12 protein-coding genes are annotated in these 21787 nt (G+C 33.5%); 2 read left to right on the top strand and 10 right to left on the bottom strand.

The features are described from left to right. Positions 1-67: 67 nt before the first annotated feature. The 4 genes from HM986_RS16650 to HM986_RS16635 form a co-directional block, all read right to left on the bottom strand. Positions 68-2782, bottom strand: coding sequence for an outer membrane beta-barrel protein (locus tag HM986_RS16650; RefSeq protein WP_179336177.1), 2715 nt, complete (start codon positions 2780-2782; stop codon positions 68-70). A gap of 193 nt (positions 2783-2975) precedes the next feature. Continuing rightward, the gene (locus HM986_RS16645; RefSeq protein WP_179336176.1) at positions 2976-4319 is read right to left on the bottom strand and encodes a T9SS type A sorting domain-containing protein; all 1344 of its coding nucleotides are present in this window, start codon (positions 4317-4319) and stop codon (positions 2976-2978) included. Between the two features lie 319 nt (positions 4320-4638). Further along, positions 4639-5406, bottom strand: coding sequence for a T9SS type A sorting domain-containing protein (locus HM986_RS16640; protein WP_179336175.1), 768 nt, complete (start codon positions 5404-5406; stop codon positions 4639-4641). A gap of 179 nt (positions 5407-5585) precedes the next feature. Further along, a complete protein-coding gene (locus HM986_RS16635) occupies positions 5586-7499 on the bottom strand; it encodes a sulfatase (protein ID WP_179336174.1) in 1914 nt (637 codons plus the stop codon). A gap of 324 nt (positions 7500-7823) precedes the next feature. Between HM986_RS16635 and HM986_RS16630 the strand changes: the two genes are divergently transcribed. Both HM986_RS16630 and HM986_RS16625 read left to right on the top strand, forming a co-directional pair. Beyond that, positions 7824-9749: a T9SS type A sorting domain-containing protein gene (locus HM986_RS16630; protein ID WP_179336173.1), complete on the top strand. Its 1926-nt coding sequence runs from the start codon at positions 7824-7826 to the stop codon at positions 9747-9749. A gap of 70 nt (positions 9750-9819) precedes the next feature. Continuing rightward, on the top strand, positions 9820-11535 hold the full coding sequence (locus tag HM986_RS16625; RefSeq protein ID WP_179336172.1) for an autotransporter outer membrane beta-barrel domain-containing protein: 1716 nt from the start codon (positions 9820-9822) through the stop codon (positions 11533-11535). 579 nt (positions 11536-12114) lie between these two features. On the opposite strand, the gene HM986_RS16620 is transcribed toward HM986_RS16625, so the two are convergent. From HM986_RS16620 to rhaD, 6 genes are all read right to left on the bottom strand, one after another. Next, a complete protein-coding gene (locus tag HM986_RS16620) occupies positions 12115-12465 on the bottom strand; it encodes a DUF4047 domain-containing protein (RefSeq protein WP_179336171.1) in 351 nt (116 codons plus the stop codon). Between the two features lie 103 nt (positions 12466-12568). Next, a complete protein-coding gene (locus HM986_RS16615; RefSeq protein ID WP_179336170.1) occupies positions 12569-16699 on the bottom strand; it encodes a hybrid sensor histidine kinase/response regulator transcription factor in 4131 nt (1376 codons plus the stop codon). Positions 16700-16740: 41 nt separating this feature from the next. Next, on the bottom strand, positions 16741-17742 hold the full coding sequence (fbp, locus tag HM986_RS16610) for a class 1 fructose-bisphosphatase (RefSeq protein ID WP_179336169.1): 1002 nt from the start codon (positions 17740-17742) through the stop codon (positions 16741-16743). Positions 17743-17761: 19 nt separating this feature from the next. Continuing rightward, positions 17762-19072, bottom strand: coding sequence for an FGGY family carbohydrate kinase (locus HM986_RS16605; protein ID WP_179336168.1), 1311 nt, complete (start codon positions 19070-19072; stop codon positions 17762-17764). A gap of 66 nt (positions 19073-19138) precedes the next feature. Then, entirely contained in the window at positions 19139-20926 is a 1788-nt protein-coding gene (locus HM986_RS16600) for an L-fucose isomerase (protein WP_179336167.1), read from the bottom strand. Between the two features lie 14 nt (positions 20927-20940). Next, the gene (gene rhaD / locus HM986_RS16595; protein ID WP_179336166.1) at positions 20941-21735 is read right to left on the bottom strand and encodes a rhamnulose-1-phosphate aldolase; all 795 of its coding nucleotides are present in this window, start codon (positions 21733-21735) and stop codon (positions 20941-20943) included. Between the last annotated feature and the right edge of the window lie 52 nt (positions 21736-21787).

The raw sequence follows: 21787 nt of genomic DNA, 5'->3' as shown, positions 1-21787 counted from the left end.
GGCGATAGTAAATCGACTTTAAAATTATTGAAGGAATAAGACTGCTTTCTATTGTTTTCTTAGAATTCTAATCGTTTTGTTGCTTTCGGTTACCTAATCGGTAAGTGTAGCTCAAGATCATATAGCGTCCTAAACTTTCTGAGGTGGTTTCTTCAAAAAAGTTAGTCGTGCTTCGTCTTTCGAAATCAACGTTTTTATCAAGAAGATCTATAAAAACCAGTTTAAGACTATTAGGGCCATTTCCAATACTATAGGAAATAGCCATATTCCATATAGGAAGTTGCAAATCTGTAGCAAACTGATTATCTGAAAATACGAAATAATCAAATTGGGTATTAAAATTTAGTTTCTCTGTAAAATCATAATCCATAGCGGAATAGTAATGTTGCTTTCTATAGGTTCTATTGAGGTCTTGCTCTATAGAAAATGACGTATTATTAACGCTATAATTAGTCCCTAGTTTTAAGTCTACAACATTCTTATTCGCGTTTTCTAAAGAGAACCCCATTGAGATATCTTTTGAAACCACATCGTTAAGTTGTAAGTTAATTAATGACGTTGACGTATTATAAAAACTGCTATTGGTTATAGCATAGCGAATTCCTAAGCCTTTTATTTTTTTACTAAAATTAAAATAAGCGGACAATCGTTGTCGCTCTCCACTATTGATATAGCTTCTCGTTTTAACAAAGTCATCGTCTATAGCAATGTTTTGAATAATAGCATCCTTTGAAAACTGGTACTTAATCCTACTTGTAAAGTTTAATGATGATTTGTAATTGAAGATATTAGCAATTAAAGAAATATCGTCCGTCTTTTCTGTTTTTAACTGAGGATTTCCTTTTCTTATGTAAAAAGGATTGAGATCATTGATAACTGTTGAGCTTTCTGAAGTTCGTGGGCTGCGTATTTTTCTATTATAGACCAAACGGTATTTTACACCATTTTGAGGTCTGTATTGCACTATGGAAAACGGATTAACATAAAATTGGTTACTAGTAAAACGATCTTCTGTAATGACACCAAACGATCGATCGAGCTCTTGAAGCTCAATACCAGAAAATATATTCAATTTTTTAGTGCTATAACTATAGCCAAATCGATTTTGCAAACTACTTTCTCTATGATTGTATTTATAGCTAAGGAGTTCATCCTCATCGTCATCAGATGCAAAGGTTTTAAATTGATAAATATCTTCATTTTGATTTAAGACTCTTAAAAAGAATTGAAACTTTAGGTAATGATTTCCGACTATGGGTTCTGTAAATTTAAAATTGAAATTATACAAACCGTTATTAAACGCTTCATCTCTAAGTGCAAAAATGTCTCTATTTGAAGGATTATCGGTGTTAATATTCCTAATTATAAAAGTGGCCTGCTCATTGTCCTTACTTTGCTCGTATATTTTGGTTTTAAACCCAACACTAAAACTACGCCCTATTTTAGCTAATTTTTGAAAGAAATTGATGTCAAAGTCGAGTGACTTTTTAATGGTGGTATTACTATAATTTTGTTTGTTTGAAGTTACTAAATCACCATCTACTGTATAATAAAATCCATCTCTCATTGAATACTGTGTTAGTGCATCCGAATTTAAACGCCCTTTAATAGTAAGGCTGTTACTCCTATTCGATTTGTTTTTATAATTAAAATTAAAATTGTGATTATTTGACTCTTTATTAAACCTATTATCAGCTTCATAATCATAGTTATTAGTATTGGCAAAAGAAATTCTTTTGGAAAAGGATGTGCCACGATTATCCGAAAGATTATAAAAATAGTCCGCATTTAGAGACTCTTTCTCTTTAAACTCATGACCTATATTAATGCCAACAACACCTGTTTTTAAATACCCACTTAAACTTTTTGATTGAGCAGCAGTACTGTTATCATCATCAGACTCATCAGCAATACCATCAGCATTTTCTAAAAATCCCTGAATATTAGAGCCTGTAATATTGATATTATTGTATTTACTAATAACTGCCAACTGTGTTTTTGGCGAAAATTTATTATAGTTAGCATTGCCAAAATAGCGGCTATCTAATCCCATACCTGCGGATACCTTTCCGAAACCTTGATTCTTTTTCGTCTTTTTCAATGTGAAATTAATCACAACCTGTTTGTTACCGTCATCGACTCCTGTCAGTTCTGCCTCATCACTTTTTTTATCAATAATTTCAACTTTTGCAATGGCATCTGCCGATAAATTTTTTAATACAATAGCCGGGTCTCCGCCAAAAAATTCCTTACCATCGACAAATATTTTGGTCACTTCTTCACCTTTTGCAACGACTTTCCCATTAGATTCAACCTCTATACCTGGTAATTTTTTTAAAAGCGTTTCTAGATTATCACTTGGGTTCACTTTAAAAGAATTGGCATTAAAAGCAATTGTGTCTTCTTTAATTTGAATAGGAATTACTGCAGATAGCGTTACGGCATCTAATTCATAAGTATCTTCTTTAAGAATGACATTACCAATATCTATAGGTTGGTTTTTATAATGAATAGTCTCAAAATGCGTTATATACCCTAAATATGAAAATTGTAGTAACAGTGAGTCCTTTGGAGTATCAAAAATTGCAAATTCACCTTTAACATCAGTAAGCGCATAATTGATAAATGTAGAATCCTTTTGTTTTAGAAGCGCTACGGAAACCAGGTCTAAAGGCGCTTTATCTTCATCTAAAACGATCCCTTTAATTGGTGGTTCAGACTGAGCAAATAAACTAATAGACAAGGTCAGAAAAAGTAGTATTAAAAGTTTTGATGTGTTCATTACTAATTAAATCTCTTAGATCTCAAATTAGAGTGCTTATTATGTTTTTTTAAAGCCCTACCTTCGAGATGTGTTTTTATAAAACAAGTAGTATAAATATGCTTTGCAGAGGTTGTAGAAAAGTAAAAAAGTTCCATAGTTAATATAACTAAGGAACTCTTTTTTGATTTAATTTGCTATTTAATCAAATACTTTAATTTTTCACAACTCTTATTGTTTTAGAGCCAAATTGCGTTTTAATGTTAGCAATATAAATTCCTGTTGCTAAATCACTAATATCATAATTAGTTACTTCACTAAACGTCTTTATTAACTGGCCTGTAATATTATAAAGTTCTACGTTATCGATGCGATTATTAGAATCTATTTGAAAACTGTTTTTTGTAGGGTTAGGATAAACATTAATAGAAGCACTATTTAATTCAAATTCATTTGTAGATAATGTAACTCCAGCTGGTCCTTGAAAAGCATCTAAATAATATACATTTCCTGTAGCGAGAAATTCAGCATCTGGTTGATCTATTAATAGGTTTACAGTACTATAAGATACACCTTCTACAAGTGTAACTTCTGTAAAATCAAAGGTGTATTCTTGCCATTGATCATAAACAGTAACATCAATTGTTACGTTCTTTTGGCCTACTGTTTCAATTCCATCTCTCAAAAACAATCTTAACCTTCTACCAGAACTGCCATCTACATTGGTTGATGGTGCATAAGCTCTTATTTTAAAAATAGCAGCTGATTGATTTGCTGAAGTAATTACAGCCGGTAATTGAAACTTTAATTGTGAGTGTACTTCTTCTCCTTTTGTAAATTTGGCAACTAATGGACTGCTGTTCCCTGTAGTAGTTGGTGTCGCTACTGCTGATCCTTGTTCTAAAAACTCACCGCCTAGTACCTCATTAAGTGTTACGCTAAATGTATCTGGGCTATAGTTATGGTACCATTCATTTCCAGCTTCTAAAACAGCTTCTGCATCCAAAGGTGGTTCAGGTACATTCTTATCAGTAACGTTAAATTTATATAATCTGGCTGCAGTAACTGATGGTGCAGTTCCTAAATCTAAATCTGTAATTTCAAATGTAATAGGCGTTGGTGTAGTTGAAAATGTAACAACTCCAGCATAAGTAGCAGATAATACTTGATATGTACCAGTACCACCATCAGTTTCACTATATGTGAATGTTTGTGGTGTTTCAGACCCAACCGTAATTTTTATAGCCAATGTATTTCCTTCTTTTTTTCTAAAATCAAATGAAATAGTACCGTCAATAGTACCTGATGACGTTTGAGCAACAAGGTCAAACGTACCAGCAACATCGTTAGAACCAGCTTCATCAGCCACTATTTGAGTACGATTTGCTGTAGCAGGTGCTTCTGAAATAGTTGCAGCCGTACCAGTAGAAACTGAAGTTACTAAAGGTGAAATCATAGTGAAATCTTGATCTGCTGCATCCACTGTTATAATAGCTTGTGCAAATGCCATAGTGCTGGCAAAAATAAAGGACATGATAAAAAGTAATTGTTTTTTCATAATATGTAGTTTTAATCAGTTCATCAAAGTTAGTTCTGCAAGGTGGTTTTGCTTTGCTTATTTCAATCAAAAACTTTTCTTTCAAAACTATTATAGTTAAATAATGATTTCATTGTATAATCTGTCGGGATATTCACAAAATGAATCTTCAAAAACATAAGCGTTTGACAAATTAATTAGTGATTAAAACTGAGATAACAATATTTTGTGACGTTGCGGGAAAACAAAAAAGTTCCTTCGTTAAATTTAACGAAGGAACTCTTTTTAATCAATTTATAACAACAACGTTTGTTGCTTTAAAAACTTGAATACGAAATTCTTATTCTTTTACAATTCTCATTGTTTTAGAACCTAATTCCGTCTTAATATTTGCAATATAAATACCTGTTGCTAAATCACTAATATCATAATTAGCTTCTTCGCTATATGTTTTTAATAATTGGCCCGCAATATTATAAAGTTCTACACTCTCAATACTGTTATTAGCATCTATTTGAAAGCTGTTTTTTACAGGGTTGGGATAAACTTTAACGCTTGTCTCTTGTGTTTCAAAATCATCTACACTTAAAGATTCATTAGAAAATCTAAGCCAATAGAATCTAATTCTAGCGCTATTAGAAAGGTCTTGTAAAATATTAATATCCAATGTTATCGTTTTAGGAACAGATGTAACAGTAACATTTTGGGAAAATGTTAACGTATCAAATGTCTCAAAGCCATTAATGTTGCTTGCACTAGCGTCAGCAGCTAAAGTAATTGGTGCGTCAGTTGTGCCATCAACAGTCATAGTTACACTCCCAGAGTTACCAAATAATTTTCTTACGTGAAAAACAATTGATGTTTCGAAATCTGCTCCAGAAGAAACTACATCAAAACTAATAGATCCATCAAGAACTTCTGGTATAGTTGCATTAAGATGGGCACCATTTCCGTTTGGTGCAAAAGGTCCTCCAGTTTGAGAATAATCTGTACTTGCTATATTGATCTGCTGTGTTTCAGGATCCAATGGATCAAGCACTGTTGCTTGCCCAAATGTAAGACCTGTAGCCAAAAGCAAAATTGCTGTAAAAAGTAATTGTTTTTTCATAATATATATGGTTTTAAAATTAGTTAGTCAAAATTAGTTATATTATTTTATTTTTCTTTGCTAAATTAACCCAAAAGTATGCTCATTTCCTGCGTAAAAATTAAAAACACCTAAAAAACAATGGTTTATATTTTTTTTCTAGTTAAAGATAACTGTTACCAACTTAATAGCAAACTTAATTATTTGCTACTTAAAGCATAGTTCGAATATTTCTTTTTCTCCTCTTTTAGAGATTTAATCGTAGGCATTTCAGGATAACTAACTAAGAAATTATTCGCATCAATTACATTAATAATATAATGTGTAGTGCCCTTAGGTAGATTAGCTGTTATGGTACCATCCGTATTTATTTTAGCATCGGTTTTAAACCACTCTTCGTAACTATGTCCTCCATTGGTGGTATAAATTAAATCAGCCTTTACCACCTTTGCACCATTGTCTTTGTATTTAAAAGTGACTTGATTATGGTCTTTTGACGTAAATAACACCGTAGGAACAGTTTCTTTATGCTCCATTTCACTTTTGTAAAGTGGATTATAAGACGGATAACTGGCGTTCATTTCTGTTAAAACAGAAGTCAATTGCGCATTCATTTCCTTTGCTTTCTCAGGATTAGACATCGCTAAATTATTTACCTCCTCAATATCTACACGTTCTGCGACTCCATTGTTGGTGGTATATAATTTGTATAACTCAAATTCTGGTGTTCTAGGATTGTTTTTGTAATCATAATTTCTAATGAATTTATAATCACCGACTCGCAACGTACTTTGGTATGAAGCATGTGGGAAATGCCACATCATCGTCGTTCTTTCATTGCCGTTTTTATCAAGTACCAATTTAGAATCGGTAGGATCTTTTAATAACAACGTCGATAAATCTGCACCATCCAAATGTTTGTCTTTTGGTTTCTCAATTCCTAATAAGGATAGGATTGTTGGGTAAAAATCAAGTCCGTTTACAACAACATCAGATTCTACTCCTTTTTTAATGCCTGGACCCGAAATCAATAAAGGGACTCTTGTTCCCCCTTCTTTAGCGTTTATTTTTCCTTTGTCTAATGGATAATTATCGGTCACTATATCCCCGTGAGCATTTTCCATACCCCCATTATCTGAAGTAAAAATGATATAAGTGTTTTCACTTAGTTTATGACCTGGCCAGCGTGGATCATCGGTAGTTTCTAAATAATCAAAAACTTGTCCTACATAATAATCTAACATTTCTACCATGGCCGCATAATAAGGATTGTTCTGCCCTTCTACCTCCCAATGATTGGGGTCTGTTGGAAAAGGCACCCCTAATTTTTCACAATACTTCTCTAAAAGTGCTTTACTTCTCGTGTGAATTGGAGCATGCACAAGAAACGTAGCATAATATAAGAAAAAAGGATCTTGTTTATTTTCTTTTAAGAAATTTAAGGCATCCTGACTGTTTTGATGGTAAGGAAACCCATTCTCATCTAATCGGTAAGGATCGGAAGCATCAGTCGTTGCAAAGTCGGTTAATCGGTGTGGTTTTTGCGGAACTGTTGCACCACGATCGGCGGTAGAAACATCAAAGCCTTGATCTGTAGGTTGCGGAAATGCAAAGTGGTTAATAGCCATATGCCATTTCCCTGTATGGCCTGTAGTATAACCTTTTTCTTGCAATACTCTCGCTAATGTCATTTCGTTTTCTGGCATACGTCCGCTATACCAAGGATCCATAATACGCTGCGTCTCTTTACTAGCATAAACCGTAGGAGGTGCTCCACCAACCACATGTGTCTTTTGAGCTCTTGCCGGATGGTTTCCACTCATTATGGCACATCGACTGGGTGCACAAGTAGGCGCTGGAGAATACGCCTGCCAAAACTGAACTCCTTTTTTTGCTAAGGCATCTAAGTTTGGTGTTTCGTATGGAGATGGTTCATCTATATCGTACACCTTTACGTCTTGCCATCCTAAATCATCCGTAAGTAAGAGTAGAACATTGGGTTCTGGTCTATCGGTGCTCTGAGTATTTTGATGAGTTACTTTTGAATTTTGTGCATTACAGCTAAAACATAAAATTCCAACAATAATACATTTGATATAAGCTTTATATTTCATCTCAGGGTTATTGAATTATTTCTTTGCTCTTAAAAGCGTTATTGACATTTTATTGACTTCAGCGAAATAACAAAATGATACCGTAATAGTGTTACTTATATTACTTAAAACCTTGCTTTAATCCACCAATTTATCATTTTTATTACAATTGGATGTACAGATTACTAACAACATCTTTCCAAACCAACAAAACAATAAAGCTATAACAATCTTATTCCCAGATATTTCTAAATAAATTATTGTGAAGGATTACAGTAAGAAGCTGACTGATTAGAGAAACCACATTAATAGCCTGTCCATTACCTTTATAAAAAATTAAAAAGCATGATTAACAAAATTAAAATAATAATTTTATTTATATTTTTCAGCTTAACTCCAGTTGCAGCACAGCAAGTTTGGTACGAAAATTCAAGTCAAACAAATAACATCCAGTTTTCTAACACGCAACAAGGACTTTTTACTATAGATGAAACAAACCCTGAGACCAATGGCATAAACTCAAATGCAACTGTTTCTAAATTCGAAAGAAATGGGCAAGAAAATTCAAGAATTATTTTTGATTTATCAGTACCTATAACAAATTTGTCCTCATATACGATAGCGTTAAAAGCATACACATCCATACAAACTTCTGATTTGAACACCACAAATAGTAGAATCCGATTGTTTTTAAAAAACTCAACTATTGGAGGTTCAAGCAATCTATACATACAAGCAAATTTTTCTGTAGGGGGAGCTTGGGAGTCTTTTTCTTACGATTTTGATCAAGAAACAATTCCTTCCGATGTTTTAACTGCTGGAGGTTACGATCAAATAATGATTGTATTTGCTTCTGCAGATACTAGCGGATTAACATCAACCTATTATATTGATACTATCTCTGGATATTCTGAACAAACAATACCCCTTGCTACATTTTTATCTGGTTCGTGGGGGGTAAGATTTAATGTTCACGGTGGTATTCGATTAGATAATGATAGTGGAGATGATTGGGTTGCTGGCGCACAAGAAATTGTAGACAATTTACCTGCCGTTGGGCATGTCATTACAAACTTTACGCACCCAGCACATGGCTATTTTTATACGTTAAGAGACAACCCTTATGTAGATATTGCTAATGAAATTCATCCAGGAATGGTGCCGTCTATAGAAAATGAGCAGATTATTCTCGATGTTATTGACGTTTTTAGAAATGCTGGAAAAAAAGTCATTTTATATGTTAATGGAGCAGGACCTGCAGTTATTCAAGGGAATGTTGATGCCACCGAAGCTGGAATTATTACAGGATGGGAAAACTATTACAATACTAGTTTTGGTGGAGATGAAGGTTTGGCTTGGAGAACTTTAGCTAGAGGTTTTTTTGAACGATTTAACGATTTAGTTGATGGCTATTGGGTAGATAATGTATCTAATTTACCGGGAGACTTAAATGCTTTTATCTCCATGATTAGAGAAGTAGACCCAAATGCGGCTATCGCCACCAATATTACCAAGTCTTATGTATTGGATGAGGATGGAGCTCAGATCTACGTAGATTCAGACGCAATTGATGATGAGGACCCTAGAAATTATAGAGTATTCTTCTTAGAAGCTAACGACCCTTATATGGATTTTACAGCTGGCCACCCTACTCCTTTAGCTCAAGGTGCACCACCCAACTCTTGGGCTTATGAAGAGTTTTCTTTTCCTTTAATTACTGAAAATCCTTGGTCTTCTTATGATGGTCGTAAGTTAGCATTAAAACACTATTTTACACCTATCAGACAGCAATGGAGTGTATCTAGCGCCGATTTAGTTTTTGGAACTGAACAAGCCTACCGCTTTGTGAGAACCTTTACGGATGCTGGTGCAACTATGACATGGAGTACCACTATTGCAGATGGTTTTATTTCTGACGATGAAATGGCTATAATGCAAACCATAAACGACAGAATGTTACTGTCACCAAAACCAGACTACGAACCCTATGTTAGACCTGAAGGGGCTTATTTAGTCGGTGAGACCTTAAGTATCGATTCTAATGAGGACTTTAATACACTTGTTTTATTTCCTAATCCTGTACAGCAAAACTTTAGATTATCAAAAGAAATTGGTTCTGCAATTATTTACAATATTACCGGTGAAAAAGTTTTAGAATTTCATAAAAATCAAGCGACCTTTAACGTTTCAAAATTAATAGAAGGAGTCTATTTTCTAAAAGCCTACTCAGAAACTAATGAGATTCAAGTATTTAAATTCATAAAACAATAAAAAATCATTTCTGCTATTGCCTAATCTAAAAGAACATTAATTTTAAAAAAGTATAAACCTCCCTCATATTATGAAAAATAAATTAGTTACAGTTAGAGACGTACGTCGTAAAAAAATCATATTCTATACTATCTTATTCATGTTCTCTTTTTCTTACGCACAAGTTGGTATTGGAAACACAGATCCGAAAGCCACGTTAGATATTACAGCATCTAGTCAAGCAACACCTTCAAATGAAGATGGCATCTTAATTCCTAGAATAGATACCTTCCCTGCAACAGATCCTACTGCTGCGCAAGATGCAATGCTTGTTTACCTAACCACTACGGTTGGTTTAAATTCTAAAGGTTTTTATTACTGGGATCAAGCAACAACAAGTTGGATTCGTTTTTCGAGTATTGAAAAACTAAACGATCTTTCTGATGCAAAATCTGATGTAGATGGCACTAATGATGGTTCTTCTATTTTTATTGGTATAGATGCAGGATTAAATGATGATGCTGATAACAATCAAAATGTTGGCGTTGGTTTTAACGCATTAATGACAAATGTAGATGGTGATGCTAATTCTGCGTTTGGATATGAAGCTTTGAAATTAAGTACAGGTATAAATAACTCTGCTTTCGGATTTAAAGCCCTAACAACAAATTCCACAGGACGAAGAAATTCTGCTTTTGGAAGGGGAGCTTTAGAAGGAAATACGACTGCATTTTTTAATACTGCAATGGGAACACAAGCATTAACTACCAATACAACTGGAGCTAGCAATGTGGCCGTAGGTGAATCCTCTTTGTTTTCTAATGACTCAGGAAATAATAATACGGCAGTTGGCACGCAGGCTTTGTATACTAATACCGGTAACGATAATGTTGCGATAGGTAATTTAGCTTTACGCGATAACACAACTGGAGCTGGAAATACCGCAGTTGGTACAGAAGCTTTAACTAAAGCCACAGTAGATTCTCTGACTGCTGTTGGTTATCATGCTTTATTTAAAAATGAAGCTGGAACATCTAATACAGCAGTTGGTTACGAGGCGCTTAATGAGAACGTTAGTGGAAGTAGAAATTCTGCATTTGGTCATGGTGCGCTTAGATCTAATACAGCAGATTCTTTGACTGCAGTTGGTTATCATGCTTTACACAAAAATACAAGTGGTGTACGTAACACAGCTGTGGGATACAAGGCACTCAATAATGTTGTTACTTCTAATAACAGTTCCGCGTTTGGTCATAATGCACTTAGTGCTAACACATCTGGTAATAATACTGCCTTCGGTTCATTTGCAGGAGATTCGTCTTCAGGAGCGGGTAATGTTATTATCGGTCAAAGAGCTGGTAGCGCATTAGCCGGAACAGAGAATGTACTTATTGGTCGGTTTGCTGGCTATGAATTAGATGGAAATAATAATGTGTTTATCGGAAAAGACACTGGTCGTTTTACATCTGGAAATTCTAACGTTTTTATTGGTGATTCAGCAGGACATGATGCCGCTTTTGCTTCGGTTAGTAATACATTATTAATTCAAAATGAAGATAGTGCAATTCCATTGATTTATGGAGATTTTACCAATGATAGAGTGGGTATTGCCAAAATAGCAACAACACATGCTCTTGAGGTTGAAGGTACAACTGAGGCTACTCAATATAAGCTATCTGCATTAAATACAGCACCTGCTAGTGCTAATGATACTGGAGTTGAAGGTGAAATAAGAGTGACTGCGACACATATTTACGTATGTACAGCTACTGATACTTGGGTAAGAACTGCTTTAGCAACGTGGTAGACACAGGTTTACGTAGCTTTCTAAGTTATAAAACAGATTGTAATGAAATGCCTAAAATCACCTCCCGTAAAGAGATTTTAAAATGCGAATAGGGGTTACACCTTAATTAATTTTTCAGCCTAAAGTGATACAATAAAATTTGAAATGCACACGCCTAAAATAGCGTATAACCACACTACTTTCATTTAGTGGGTTATATATTACCATTAGTTGATGCTTCTATAGTAAATGGATTAAATTAAACATCAGAAAAAAGTAATTACTAATTCAAAATATTATAAATCTAACATTTAAATTATCATTTATAACGACATTCTATATGTCATTAATCCTACAAAAAATACTGTAACGCTTTTATCTAAAAGAAATATTTAGCGTAGTTATTAACCTTTATAATAAGACTATGCTACCAAAAAATATCCTTTAAAAGTATTCATTATCTGAATACTTTTAAAGGATATTAAACTTTTCAATTTCAATAAGAGAGTACTCTTCTATAAACTTGAATGCTTTTAATCTATTGCAAGTGTTGCACCTATTTTATAAATAGGTATGTAGAGTTACCACTTATAAAAGAATTTACTTTTTCTTCTTATTCTTTCTTGATGCCGCCTTTATTTCTTTAGCTCTGTCTTTTCCAAATGCTGTATTAAGAGACTTAGAAAATTCTTTATTACTTTCTTTTCTTTTTTCTTTTATCTCTTCAGAACCTTTTTCATACTTAGCATTAATTTCAAAAGTAGCCTTCACCTGTGCCTCTTTTAATGCTATTAATGTTTCCTTTTCTTCGCTTGTTAGTGTTAACTTACTTTCTACAGCTTCTACATATGCACTAACTTTTTGGTCTATTTTTTTATCTGCATTTTTTTGAGCAAATAATGAACCGCACATTACGATACTAAATACAAGCAATACTATTGTTTTTTTCATAATTTTAAAATTGTTAAGGTTAATTAATTATTATTTACAACAAACTTAATTGATATCTACTTTTACGGCATTCGATGATTCATCATTTTATTGCTGAAAACTATCATTTCTGCCTTTTTGAGTACTCTGAAGGAGATAAACCGTGTAGTTTTTTAAATGAGGTAGAAAAGTAAGAATTAGATTCTATACCGATTTGATACATCACTTCCGCTACATTAAAACCACTATTACTATCTAATAATTCCGCTGCTCTTTGTAATCTAAAATTACGTAAATAGGCGTTTGGAACTTGCCCCGTCAATTGCTTCAACTTTCTATAGAAATGAGAGGAACTTAAACCTGCTTCTGTAGATAACTCTTCAACTCCAAAATTTGAATTAGATAAGTTCTTCTCGATGATCTCGGTGATGTTCTCTAAGAATTCGAGATCCCTTTTAGAGAATCCTAATTCCTTTTTGTCTTTTGGAGGTAAACTATTCTTTGAAAAATAATCCTTAATCTTAACATTATTCTCTATTAGTTTTTTCAGTCGAAGCTCAAGATGCTTTAAAGAAAATGGCTTACTAATATATTCATCAGCCCCAAACTCTAAACCTTTAATTAAATCCACATTATCACCTAAAGCAGTTAATAATAGAACGGGGAGTTGGCAAGTCTCGGGATTAGCTTTGATGCGTTTACATAATTCAAATCCATCCATCTCTGGCATCATCACATCACTTATAATAGTACTAAACTCTGTTTTTTTTATTTCTTCTAACGCTTCTACACCATTATTTGCTATGGTGATGTTATATCTATCCGACAATGCATTATTAAGAAAATCTTGGATATCTAATTCATTTTCAACAACTAGAACATTATGCTGTTTTTCACTTTTCTTAGCAGCATTAGGCTGCTCAATAGTATTAACTTGTAAAGGCACCCAATTCTTTATGAATGATTTTTTTATACCGTTGTCTTCAATATTAACCTCTTCAATAGTTGAAGATGGAATAATAACCGTAAAACGGGTTTCTTTATTCAGTTTACTTTTAACGGAAATACGACCGTTAAATAATTCGACTAAAGATTTACAAAAAGACAAACCAATTCCTCCTCCGCTGACATTTCCATCTTGGTTTCCTAATTGATAAAATCGTTCAAAAATATTATTTAGACTTTCTTTAGGGATACCTTTCCCTGTGTCAACAACATCAATTTTAATATTCTTAATATCATCTTCAAACACAATGGATGCTTCTATACTAATAGTCCCTTGGACCGGTGTATTTTTAAATGCATTAGACAATAAATTAAAAAGTATTCTTTCTAGTTTTTCTACATCAATAACAATCTCTTCATTTGGAGAATTTATTTTGTAATAAAAATTAATGTTCTTTTCTAAGGCATAATTTTCAAAAGCTTCTGTTGTTGGGTATAAGAAGTCCCCTAAAGTAGATTTAGTAAAGTTTAAATTTAAATACCCTTGTTCCGCTTGTCTAAACGTGATTAATTGATCTATTAAACTTAGAAGTCGATGTGTATTCCTCTTAATAATGGCTAAGAATTTTTCACTCTCTGGATTTGTATTATTGTCTATAACTCTATCTAAGGGGCCAGAAATTAAAGTTAAAGGTGTTCTAAACTCATGAGATAAGTTAGTAAAATACTTGAACTTACCTTGGTTAACAACTTCCATTCTGTCTTTATCCAATTGCTCATAGATTAGTTTTTGTTTTAATTTTTCATGTTGAACAAAATAGAAAACAATCCCAACACCAATACCTAAAAATACAAGAACCAATAATGTATAACTCCACCAAGTTTGATACCAAAGGGGTAAAACAACTAATGTTAATGTTTTTGCAGAACCACTCCAAACACCATCTCCATTAGCCGACTTTACTTTTAATGTGTAAGTTCCATCTGACAAATTAGTATAGGTGATACTCGATTTTCCTTCATCTGTTTCTACCCAATCTTTATTAAAGCCATCTAATTTATACGCTATTTTATTTTTTGCAGGAGCAGATGTATGCTCAGCAACCAAATTAAAGGAAATGATACGTTGACTTTTAGAAACTGTTACAGTATCCGTTTCCGAAATGGCTTTTTCAAGAATCGTAATATTATTTAATTTTTCACCAATCTTTATCGGTTTGTTATTTATAAGTAATGACGTTATTAAAACTCTTGGAGGTTGCCTGTTTAAGGCTATTTTTTGTGGATCGAAAATAGTTAAGCCATTTAAGCCCCCAAAATACATATAGCCAGATGCGCCTAACGTATATGCAGATTGTCTAAAATTGTTTTGAATTAGGCCATCACTAACATCAAAGACATTTACTTTGGTTGTATCTGTATTAAACCGCACCAATCCCATATCGGTACTCACCCATAAATTAGCACTGTTCTTCTGTGGTAAAATTCCATAAATAACATCATCCGGTAAGATATTGTTTTTTCTAAAATACTCTATTCTCAATGGGTTACTGTCACTATCTAACACCAATTTATTTAAGCCTCCACCAAATGTACCGATCCAAATATTTTTTTTATCATCTTCATGAAGCGTGAACACACTATTGTAACTTAGTTTACTACTTCCTGTTTTATTAACGTTATACTCTCTTATAACTTTAATATTTCCACCTTCATATTTACATTGCAATAACCCGCTATCAGTACCAAACCATAATTGGCGATTACTATCGTGCAAAAAACTCTGTACCTTACTACCTGTAATATTTAAGGTAGATTTAATATTCATTTTTGGTTGCCTAGATTCATCAATTGCTTGCCACGGATTTTCTATAACTATAATTCTATTTCCTGCTAAAACAATCTCTGTTTCATTAATTTGCGCAATTTTTCGGGTTAAAAACAGCGGTGTCTTATCCCCTTTTGACAAGAATTCAATTGTTTTAAAATCTTTACGTATTGGGCTATAAACAATGACTTTTTTGTCCGTACCAAACCAAATATAATTTCTTTGATCTTGATATATATATCGTATAACATCAGTATTGCCGATGGGTAATTTAAGTTCTAAATCGTCAAACTTAATATTATCTATATTGCTTTCATTAATGGCTTCTATACTTCTAAACAATTTTTTATTATATCCTGAAACCCAAACCTTACCGTTGTTATCTTCTAAAATTGAAGTGATTAAATTATCACCAATAGAAAACTTATCATAAGGGTTATTGGTATAAGAATAAAATGGTTTTTGATAAAGATCCAATTTATTAATTCCTCCTTGTGCAGTACCTAACCAAAGTACATCAAAACTATCTTGGTAAACCGCATTGATTTGATGACTACTGATGCTGTTTTTATTCTTTGAGTCGTAATTAAAATGCTTAAAAGAATTTAGAATTGGGTTGAATTTGTAAAGTCCGTCGCTAGTTGTCCCTATCCATATGGCATTGTTAATATCCTTAAAAAGGCTATTAACGTAGAACTTAGAATCTTCGTTAGGAACGTCTATTTTCTTGACTAAATAATCTGAGTTGGAATCTAAATTAGAACTGTACAATCCTTCTGTTGTACCAATCCAAAAGATATTATCTACTTTTATGATTTCAGTAATCTCTTTTTCTTTAAAAAAGTCAAAATTATTAAAATCTGGAAGTACCGATTTTAAAATTGAACCGTCTGATTGATACGTCACTCTTGTCAACCCTTCAGTTGTACCTAATATAAGCGATGACTTAAGTCCAAAAGTAAATGTGTTAATCTCTAGAGGTTTTCCTTTTAAATCAAGAAGATTCTCCGAGACCTCAAAAACACCATTGCTAACATCTTTTAACTTGCATCGTATTAGATCCTTTGAAGATGTTATCCAAACATAACCGTCATTCTGAGAGGCAATCGTATTGACATCGATATTATAACTAAGGGGCACTGTGAAAAACCGTTCTAACCAAGGCACATATATATTAAGACCAACATTGGTACCTATCCAAAGTATACCATCTTTATCGTTAAATAAATACGTAACATTATTACTAGAAATGGCTCGCTCACCTTTTGATTGGGTGCTGAATGTCTTAAACTCATAGCCATCATAACGAATTAAGCCGTTGGGGGTGGCATACCATAAAAATCCATATTTATCTTGTTCTATGGAATTAACAGTATTCTGATTAAATCCTTCTTTATTAGAAATTCTTTCAAAATTTTGAGAATAAGCTTGTTTAGTAGAGAGTGTAATTACAACACAAAGAAAGCATATAATTCTAAGCATGTTATATATTTAGTTTGACACAAGAATATACGTATTTTAATCTATTGACGAATAAATTCAAGTAATTTTTTTATCATAGAAGGACTTCCACAATAGAATGGAGCGCGCTCATGAATATGAGTAGGCACAATATCTAATGTACTCTTCTCACCATCAGTAGCAATACCATCTGCTTGCTCTGTTAAAAATGCCATAGGATTACATTCGTAAAGTAATCTTAGTTTTCCATCAGTATTGACGGTACTATTAGGATATAAGTAAATACCACCATTTATCATGTTTCTATGAAAATCAGAAACTAATGACCCAATATAACGCTGTGAGTAAGGTCTATCTCCGTCGACCTCCTGACAGTATTTTATATATTTTTTTACCGCTTCTGGAAAATGACTATAATTTCCTTGATTAACAGAATAAATAGAACCATTTTTAGGAAATTTCATATCAGGGTGTGACAAATAAAAAGATCCAATAGCTGGGTTAAGTGTAAAACCATTAACGCCGTCGCCAGTGGTGTAAACAATCATAGTAGATGTACCATACACAATATAGCCAGCACCAACTTGGTTTCTACCGGGTTGTAAAAAATCTTTTTCTTCTACAGGAGTTCCAGGAGGAGTTAATCGTCTATAAATTGAAAAAATGGTTCCGACCGACACATTTACATCAATATTTGATGAGCCATCTAATGGATCCATAAGTACAACATACTTACCATTCGATTCTTTATCGCGTCCTTCAACAGTTATAAATTCATCATTTTCTTCAGATACAATACCACAAACAATATTTCTATTTTTTAAAGATTGAATAAATGTTTTATTGGCAAAAACATCTAATTTTTGCTGATGCTCACCTTGTACATTAACATCACCAGAATCGCCAAAAAGATCTACTAAACCCGCTTTATTCACCTCATGATTAACCACCTTTGCAGCTAAACGTAAGGCATTTAAAAGACTAGATAATTCTCCACTAGAAAAGGGAAAAGAAGCCTGGTTTTTAATAATAAATTCTCCTAAAGTCGGTTTTTGATGACTCATAATAATCTTTTATTTTTTTTTAGATATATGATTTCATCATCAATGCAGCACCTAAAGCACTTTCATTTTTACAATCAGAAATTTTTATTTCAATATCATTTTTTAATAGCTTTAAGAAGGCTATAAATATGAGGTTTTTATTAAATCCTCCAGAAATGTATACATCTTTAATATCTGAATCTTTATCAGAAATTAAATTAATACCTTGAATAACTTTTTTACTAATTTCAAAAACCAATTGGTAATAGGCAGCTTCGTAATTACTGTAATTAGTTAATAAATAAGGATGTGCTTCAAAGTCACTATCAATACCTTCCGCTAAAAATACGCGTGCATTTGTATCCATAAGCTCACTGCACAACGTTTCATTTAATTCTAACTGTAAATGAGTGTCGATGTCCACTTTAAAATAGGTGCTTAAAGCAGCGATATACACTTCATGAATTTTTCCAAGAAACTGCATAGACGATTTTACTTGCTGTTTCTGAGGAGTCATAAAACACAAGCAATTATTTTTTAACTGGTGTTGTGTTAAGGTTTCCTTACTAAAAGGATTCATGGCTATAATCCAAGTGCCTGTAGACAGTAATATAAATTCGTTATCTTTTTCTGTTTCTAACAATGGAATAATAGACGCTGAACTATCATGCAGCCCCGTACCTATCGCTATTTCTTCTCCATTAAAAGTGCTAACTATAGCTTTTTTACCATTTTGTGGTGTAGGCAAATTTAATTTATAATCAGACACCCATTGATGATATTGCATCGCATCAAAATCCCAAGTTGCTGTGTGTGCACCTACAGACGTAAAGTCTGCGGTAATTTGTTTGGTGAAAAGATAACTTAAGTATTGAGGGTAATGTAAAATCGTCTCTACCTTATTCCAAAATTCTGGTTTTTCTTTTTGTAATTTTAATATTTGAAGTCCGGTATTTAGCATACCATAAGCCGGAGATGCCGTCTTTCTAGAAAATTCTTCCTGACCTCCATTAGCATCATAAAACTCATGATACGTGTCTAAGCTTAATGGTTTTAAATAATTATATAACGGTGTAATTCTTTGGCCTTGTGCATCCAAGTAAATAAGACTAGCTCCATGCGTAGAGAAGTTAATCGCTTTTATAGCATAGTCTCCTTCAGCTTGTATGCTTTTTATTTCATTTTGAATCCAATTTTCAATCGATTCTATATCATCACAAGGATAGTCATCTTCATCAACAACCTCATCAAATCGGGTTGAGTTTCGGTATACAACGTCAAACTCTTCATTAAATAAGAGTATTTTTTTATTCGTTTTCCCTATATCTATTACAGCAATTACATTCACCATCACAGTTCAAAAATTAAAAAAAGGGTGTTTAGTTATTAAGCCAAGCACCCTTTTGAGTTATTCTAATTAGTTTTTAAATCCGTACAACGGACCGTAATTTTCACAAGCTCTATAATCAGCTCCTTCTAAGCCTTCTCCAAAAGCAGACCATGCACTTGGTCTAAAGACGTCGTCTTCATTAACATTATGCATATTAATAGGAATACGTAACATAGCCGCTAAAGAAATTAAATCGGCACCAATATGTCCATGTGAAATCGCTCCGTGGTTGGCTCCCCATTTTGCCATTACAGTATAGACATCTTTAAAGAAACCTGTACCTGTTGTTCTTGGCACAAACCAAGTTGTTGGCCAAGTTGGATTCGTTCGCTCATTCAAAATTTCGTGAACATCCTCTGGTAACTCAACACTCCAGCCTTCTACAATTTGTAAAACTGGCCCAATCCCTTTTACCAAGTTTAATCTACACATTGTCATTGGTAATTCACCTCTAGTTTTAAATTGTGATGAAAAACCACCACCTCTAAAATATTCTGCAATTGCAGCAGGCCACTTTGTATTATCTAAACATTTTTGAACTTCCTCTTCTGTAATATCCCAAAATGGTTTCATTGTAGGATTTCCTTCAGCATCTTCTTGCTGTGCAGTAGCATCTAACGTTGTAGAACCAGAATTGATTAAGTGAATAATGCCATTCTCTGCAATTCCTGTTAATTTCTTACCAGTTACACGCTCTACAGACTCAGGACTCCAGTACGTACGTACATCAGAGAATAACTGAGCTTTGTTAGTTAACAAGTGTCCAAACAACATAGAAATAGCGTTTAAACAATCGTTTTCCGTAGCGAATGTGTACGCTTGACGTATACCATTCCAATCAAAAGATGAGTTTAAAATAGACTCGGTATAATCAGCATTGGGTTGGTAATCTGTCCACTGACGTTGCCCTTGAAAGCCTCCCATAATGGCATTTCTACCTTTAGATTCTTCACCGAATCCCATGTCTTTCAACTTAGGATTTCCGTTCATTAAATCTTTACAGATTAATGTCATTTTCACAACCTTTTCCCATTCAGCATCTTTTACTTCTGCTGATTTTTGAGCTTCAGGACTGTTATAATCTTTTCCTTCTTTACAGTTTTCTTTGGTCCAAGCTAAAGCTTTTTCAAATTCGTCATGGTCATAAATACCTTCATCAATACGTCTTAAAAGCTCTACCGATTCTACAAATTCTGCTCTTACTCCTAAGTAATCTTGTAAAAAGTTAACATCTACCATAGATCCTGCAATACCCATAGAACTGTACCCTATAGACAAATAAGATTTACCTTTCATTTGGGCAACGGCTAAACCTCCTTTTACAAAACGCAATATTTTTTCAGATACATCTTGAGGAATGCTTTGATCTCCTTCATCTTGAACTTCCTTACCATAAATTCCAAAAGCTGGTAATCCTTTTTGAGAATACCCTGCTAATGCCGCTGCTAAATACACAGCACCTGGACGTTCTGTTCCGTTAAACCCCCAAACGGCTTTAGGTGTTAAAGGGTCAGTGTCCATAACTTCAGTTCCATAACACCAGCATGGCGTTACAGTTAATGATACTTCAACTCCTTCTCTTTTAAATTTATCGGCACAAGCTGCTGCATCTGCAACACCACCAATAGTTGTATCTGCAATTACAATTTCTATTTTTTCACCACTAGGAAAACGTAAGGTGTCTTGTATTAATTTGGCTGCTGCTTTAGCCATGTCCATAGTTTGAACTTCTAAAGACTCTCTTACTCCTAATTCACGTCCATCAATCACCGGACGAATGCCTACTTTTGGTAGTCTACCTATTAATCTACTCATGATTATATTTTTTATTATGTGAATTGTTCTAATTCTGTTAATTGATCATTTGAAAGTCCTGCGGGTTGAAAACCTGCTGCCCAACACATCATTAACATTTTAGCTCCTTTATTGGCAACATCTAAAAAGTCCCATGCTTTCATTACATCTGGTGCTGTTGCTGTTGCTCCATGCTTTTCCCATAAGGATACGTTCCTTGTTTTAAACGCTTCCATAGTGACTTCTGCTAAAGCTGCGGTGCTAGATAAAGCATAAGGTGTACAGTGAATTCCTTTAGGAACAAATACTTTTACCTCAGGACACATCATCCAGATTTGTCTGTTTAATTCTTCTTCATTATCAAATAACTCATGATGACTCATACAGATTAACTCTAATGGGTGTGTATGCACAACCGCTAAGTTTTCTGGATGATGAATAGAGTTAAATAAATGGATACTTGCATGAGAAATTAACTCACACGTTGGTCCAAAGTTTTCACGCTTACCTCCCCAAATAACGGAATAGGCTGTAGCGTCTTCATTGATATAAAGAATACAAGATGCTTCTTCAAGCTTATCTACTAAATCTCTTAAATAACAACCCGTACCCGTAATGTAGATTACAAATCCTGCAGCTCCTTTTGGAAATTCAAATGGCACTTCTGTCCCAATGCCTTGCACTTCATCTTTTGTAAAGTAAGATGTTAAGTTCATTGAAATATTTCCTGCGTTTCGCTCTGCCCATTCACGTTGCCATAAATAACCCGCGACTTCGGATACTTTTTTTAATTCTGCTTCTACCTGTACTGGAAGTTTTATCGTTTTCATTTGTTTATGTTTATTATTTTTATTTGTAAAATGCTGCATCCATATTAATCAT

Origin of the sequence: Winogradskyella costae (assembly GCF_013403865.1) — a bacterium.
Taxonomy (GTDB): Bacteria; Bacteroidota; Bacteroidia; order Flavobacteriales; family Flavobacteriaceae; genus Winogradskyella; species Winogradskyella costae.
Note: the sequence above shows the minus strand (reverse complement) of the source record. Positions and strands in the feature narration are given on the sequence as shown.

Bases quoted from the DNA above. Each gene is read 5' to 3' on its own strand.
- HM986_RS16600 (WP_179336167.1), bottom strand. From the start codon at position 20,926: ATGAGTAGATTAATAGGTAGACTACCAAAAGTAGGCATTCGTCCGGTG.
- HM986_RS16615 (WP_179336170.1), bottom strand. From the start codon at position 16,699: ATGCTTAGAATTATATGCTTTCTTTGTGTTGTAATTACACTCTCTACT.
- fbp (WP_179336169.1), bottom strand. From the start codon at position 17,742: ATGAGTCATCAAAAACCGACTTTAGGAGAATTTATTATTAAAAACCAG.
- HM986_RS16620 (WP_179336171.1), bottom strand. From the start codon at position 12,465: ATGAAAAAAACAATAGTATTGCTTGTATTTAGTATCGTAATGTGCGGT.
- HM986_RS16640 (WP_179336175.1), bottom strand. From the start codon at position 5,406: ATGAAAAAACAATTACTTTTTACAGCAATTTTGCTTTTGGCTACAGGT.
- HM986_RS16605 (WP_179336168.1), bottom strand. From the start codon at position 19,072: ATGGTGAATGTAATTGCTGTAATAGATATAGGGAAAACGAATAAAAAA.
- HM986_RS16645 (WP_179336176.1), bottom strand. From the start codon at position 4,319: ATGAAAAAACAATTACTTTTTATCATGTCCTTTATTTTTGCCAGCACT.
- rhaD (WP_179336166.1), bottom strand. From the start codon at position 21,735: ATGAAAACGATAAAACTTCCAGTACAGGTAGAAGCAGAATTAAAAAAA.
- HM986_RS16625 (WP_179336172.1), top strand. From the start codon at position 9,820: ATGAAAAATAAATTAGTTACAGTTAGAGACGTACGTCGTAAAAAAATC.
- HM986_RS16650 (WP_179336177.1), bottom strand. From the start codon at position 2,782: ATGAACACATCAAAACTTTTAATACTACTTTTTCTGACCTTGTCTATT.
- HM986_RS16635 (WP_179336174.1), bottom strand. From the start codon at position 7,499: ATGAAATATAAAGCTTATATCAAATGTATTATTGTTGGAATTTTATGT.
- HM986_RS16630 (WP_179336173.1), top strand. From the start codon at position 7,824: ATGATTAACAAAATTAAAATAATAATTTTATTTATATTTTTCAGCTTA.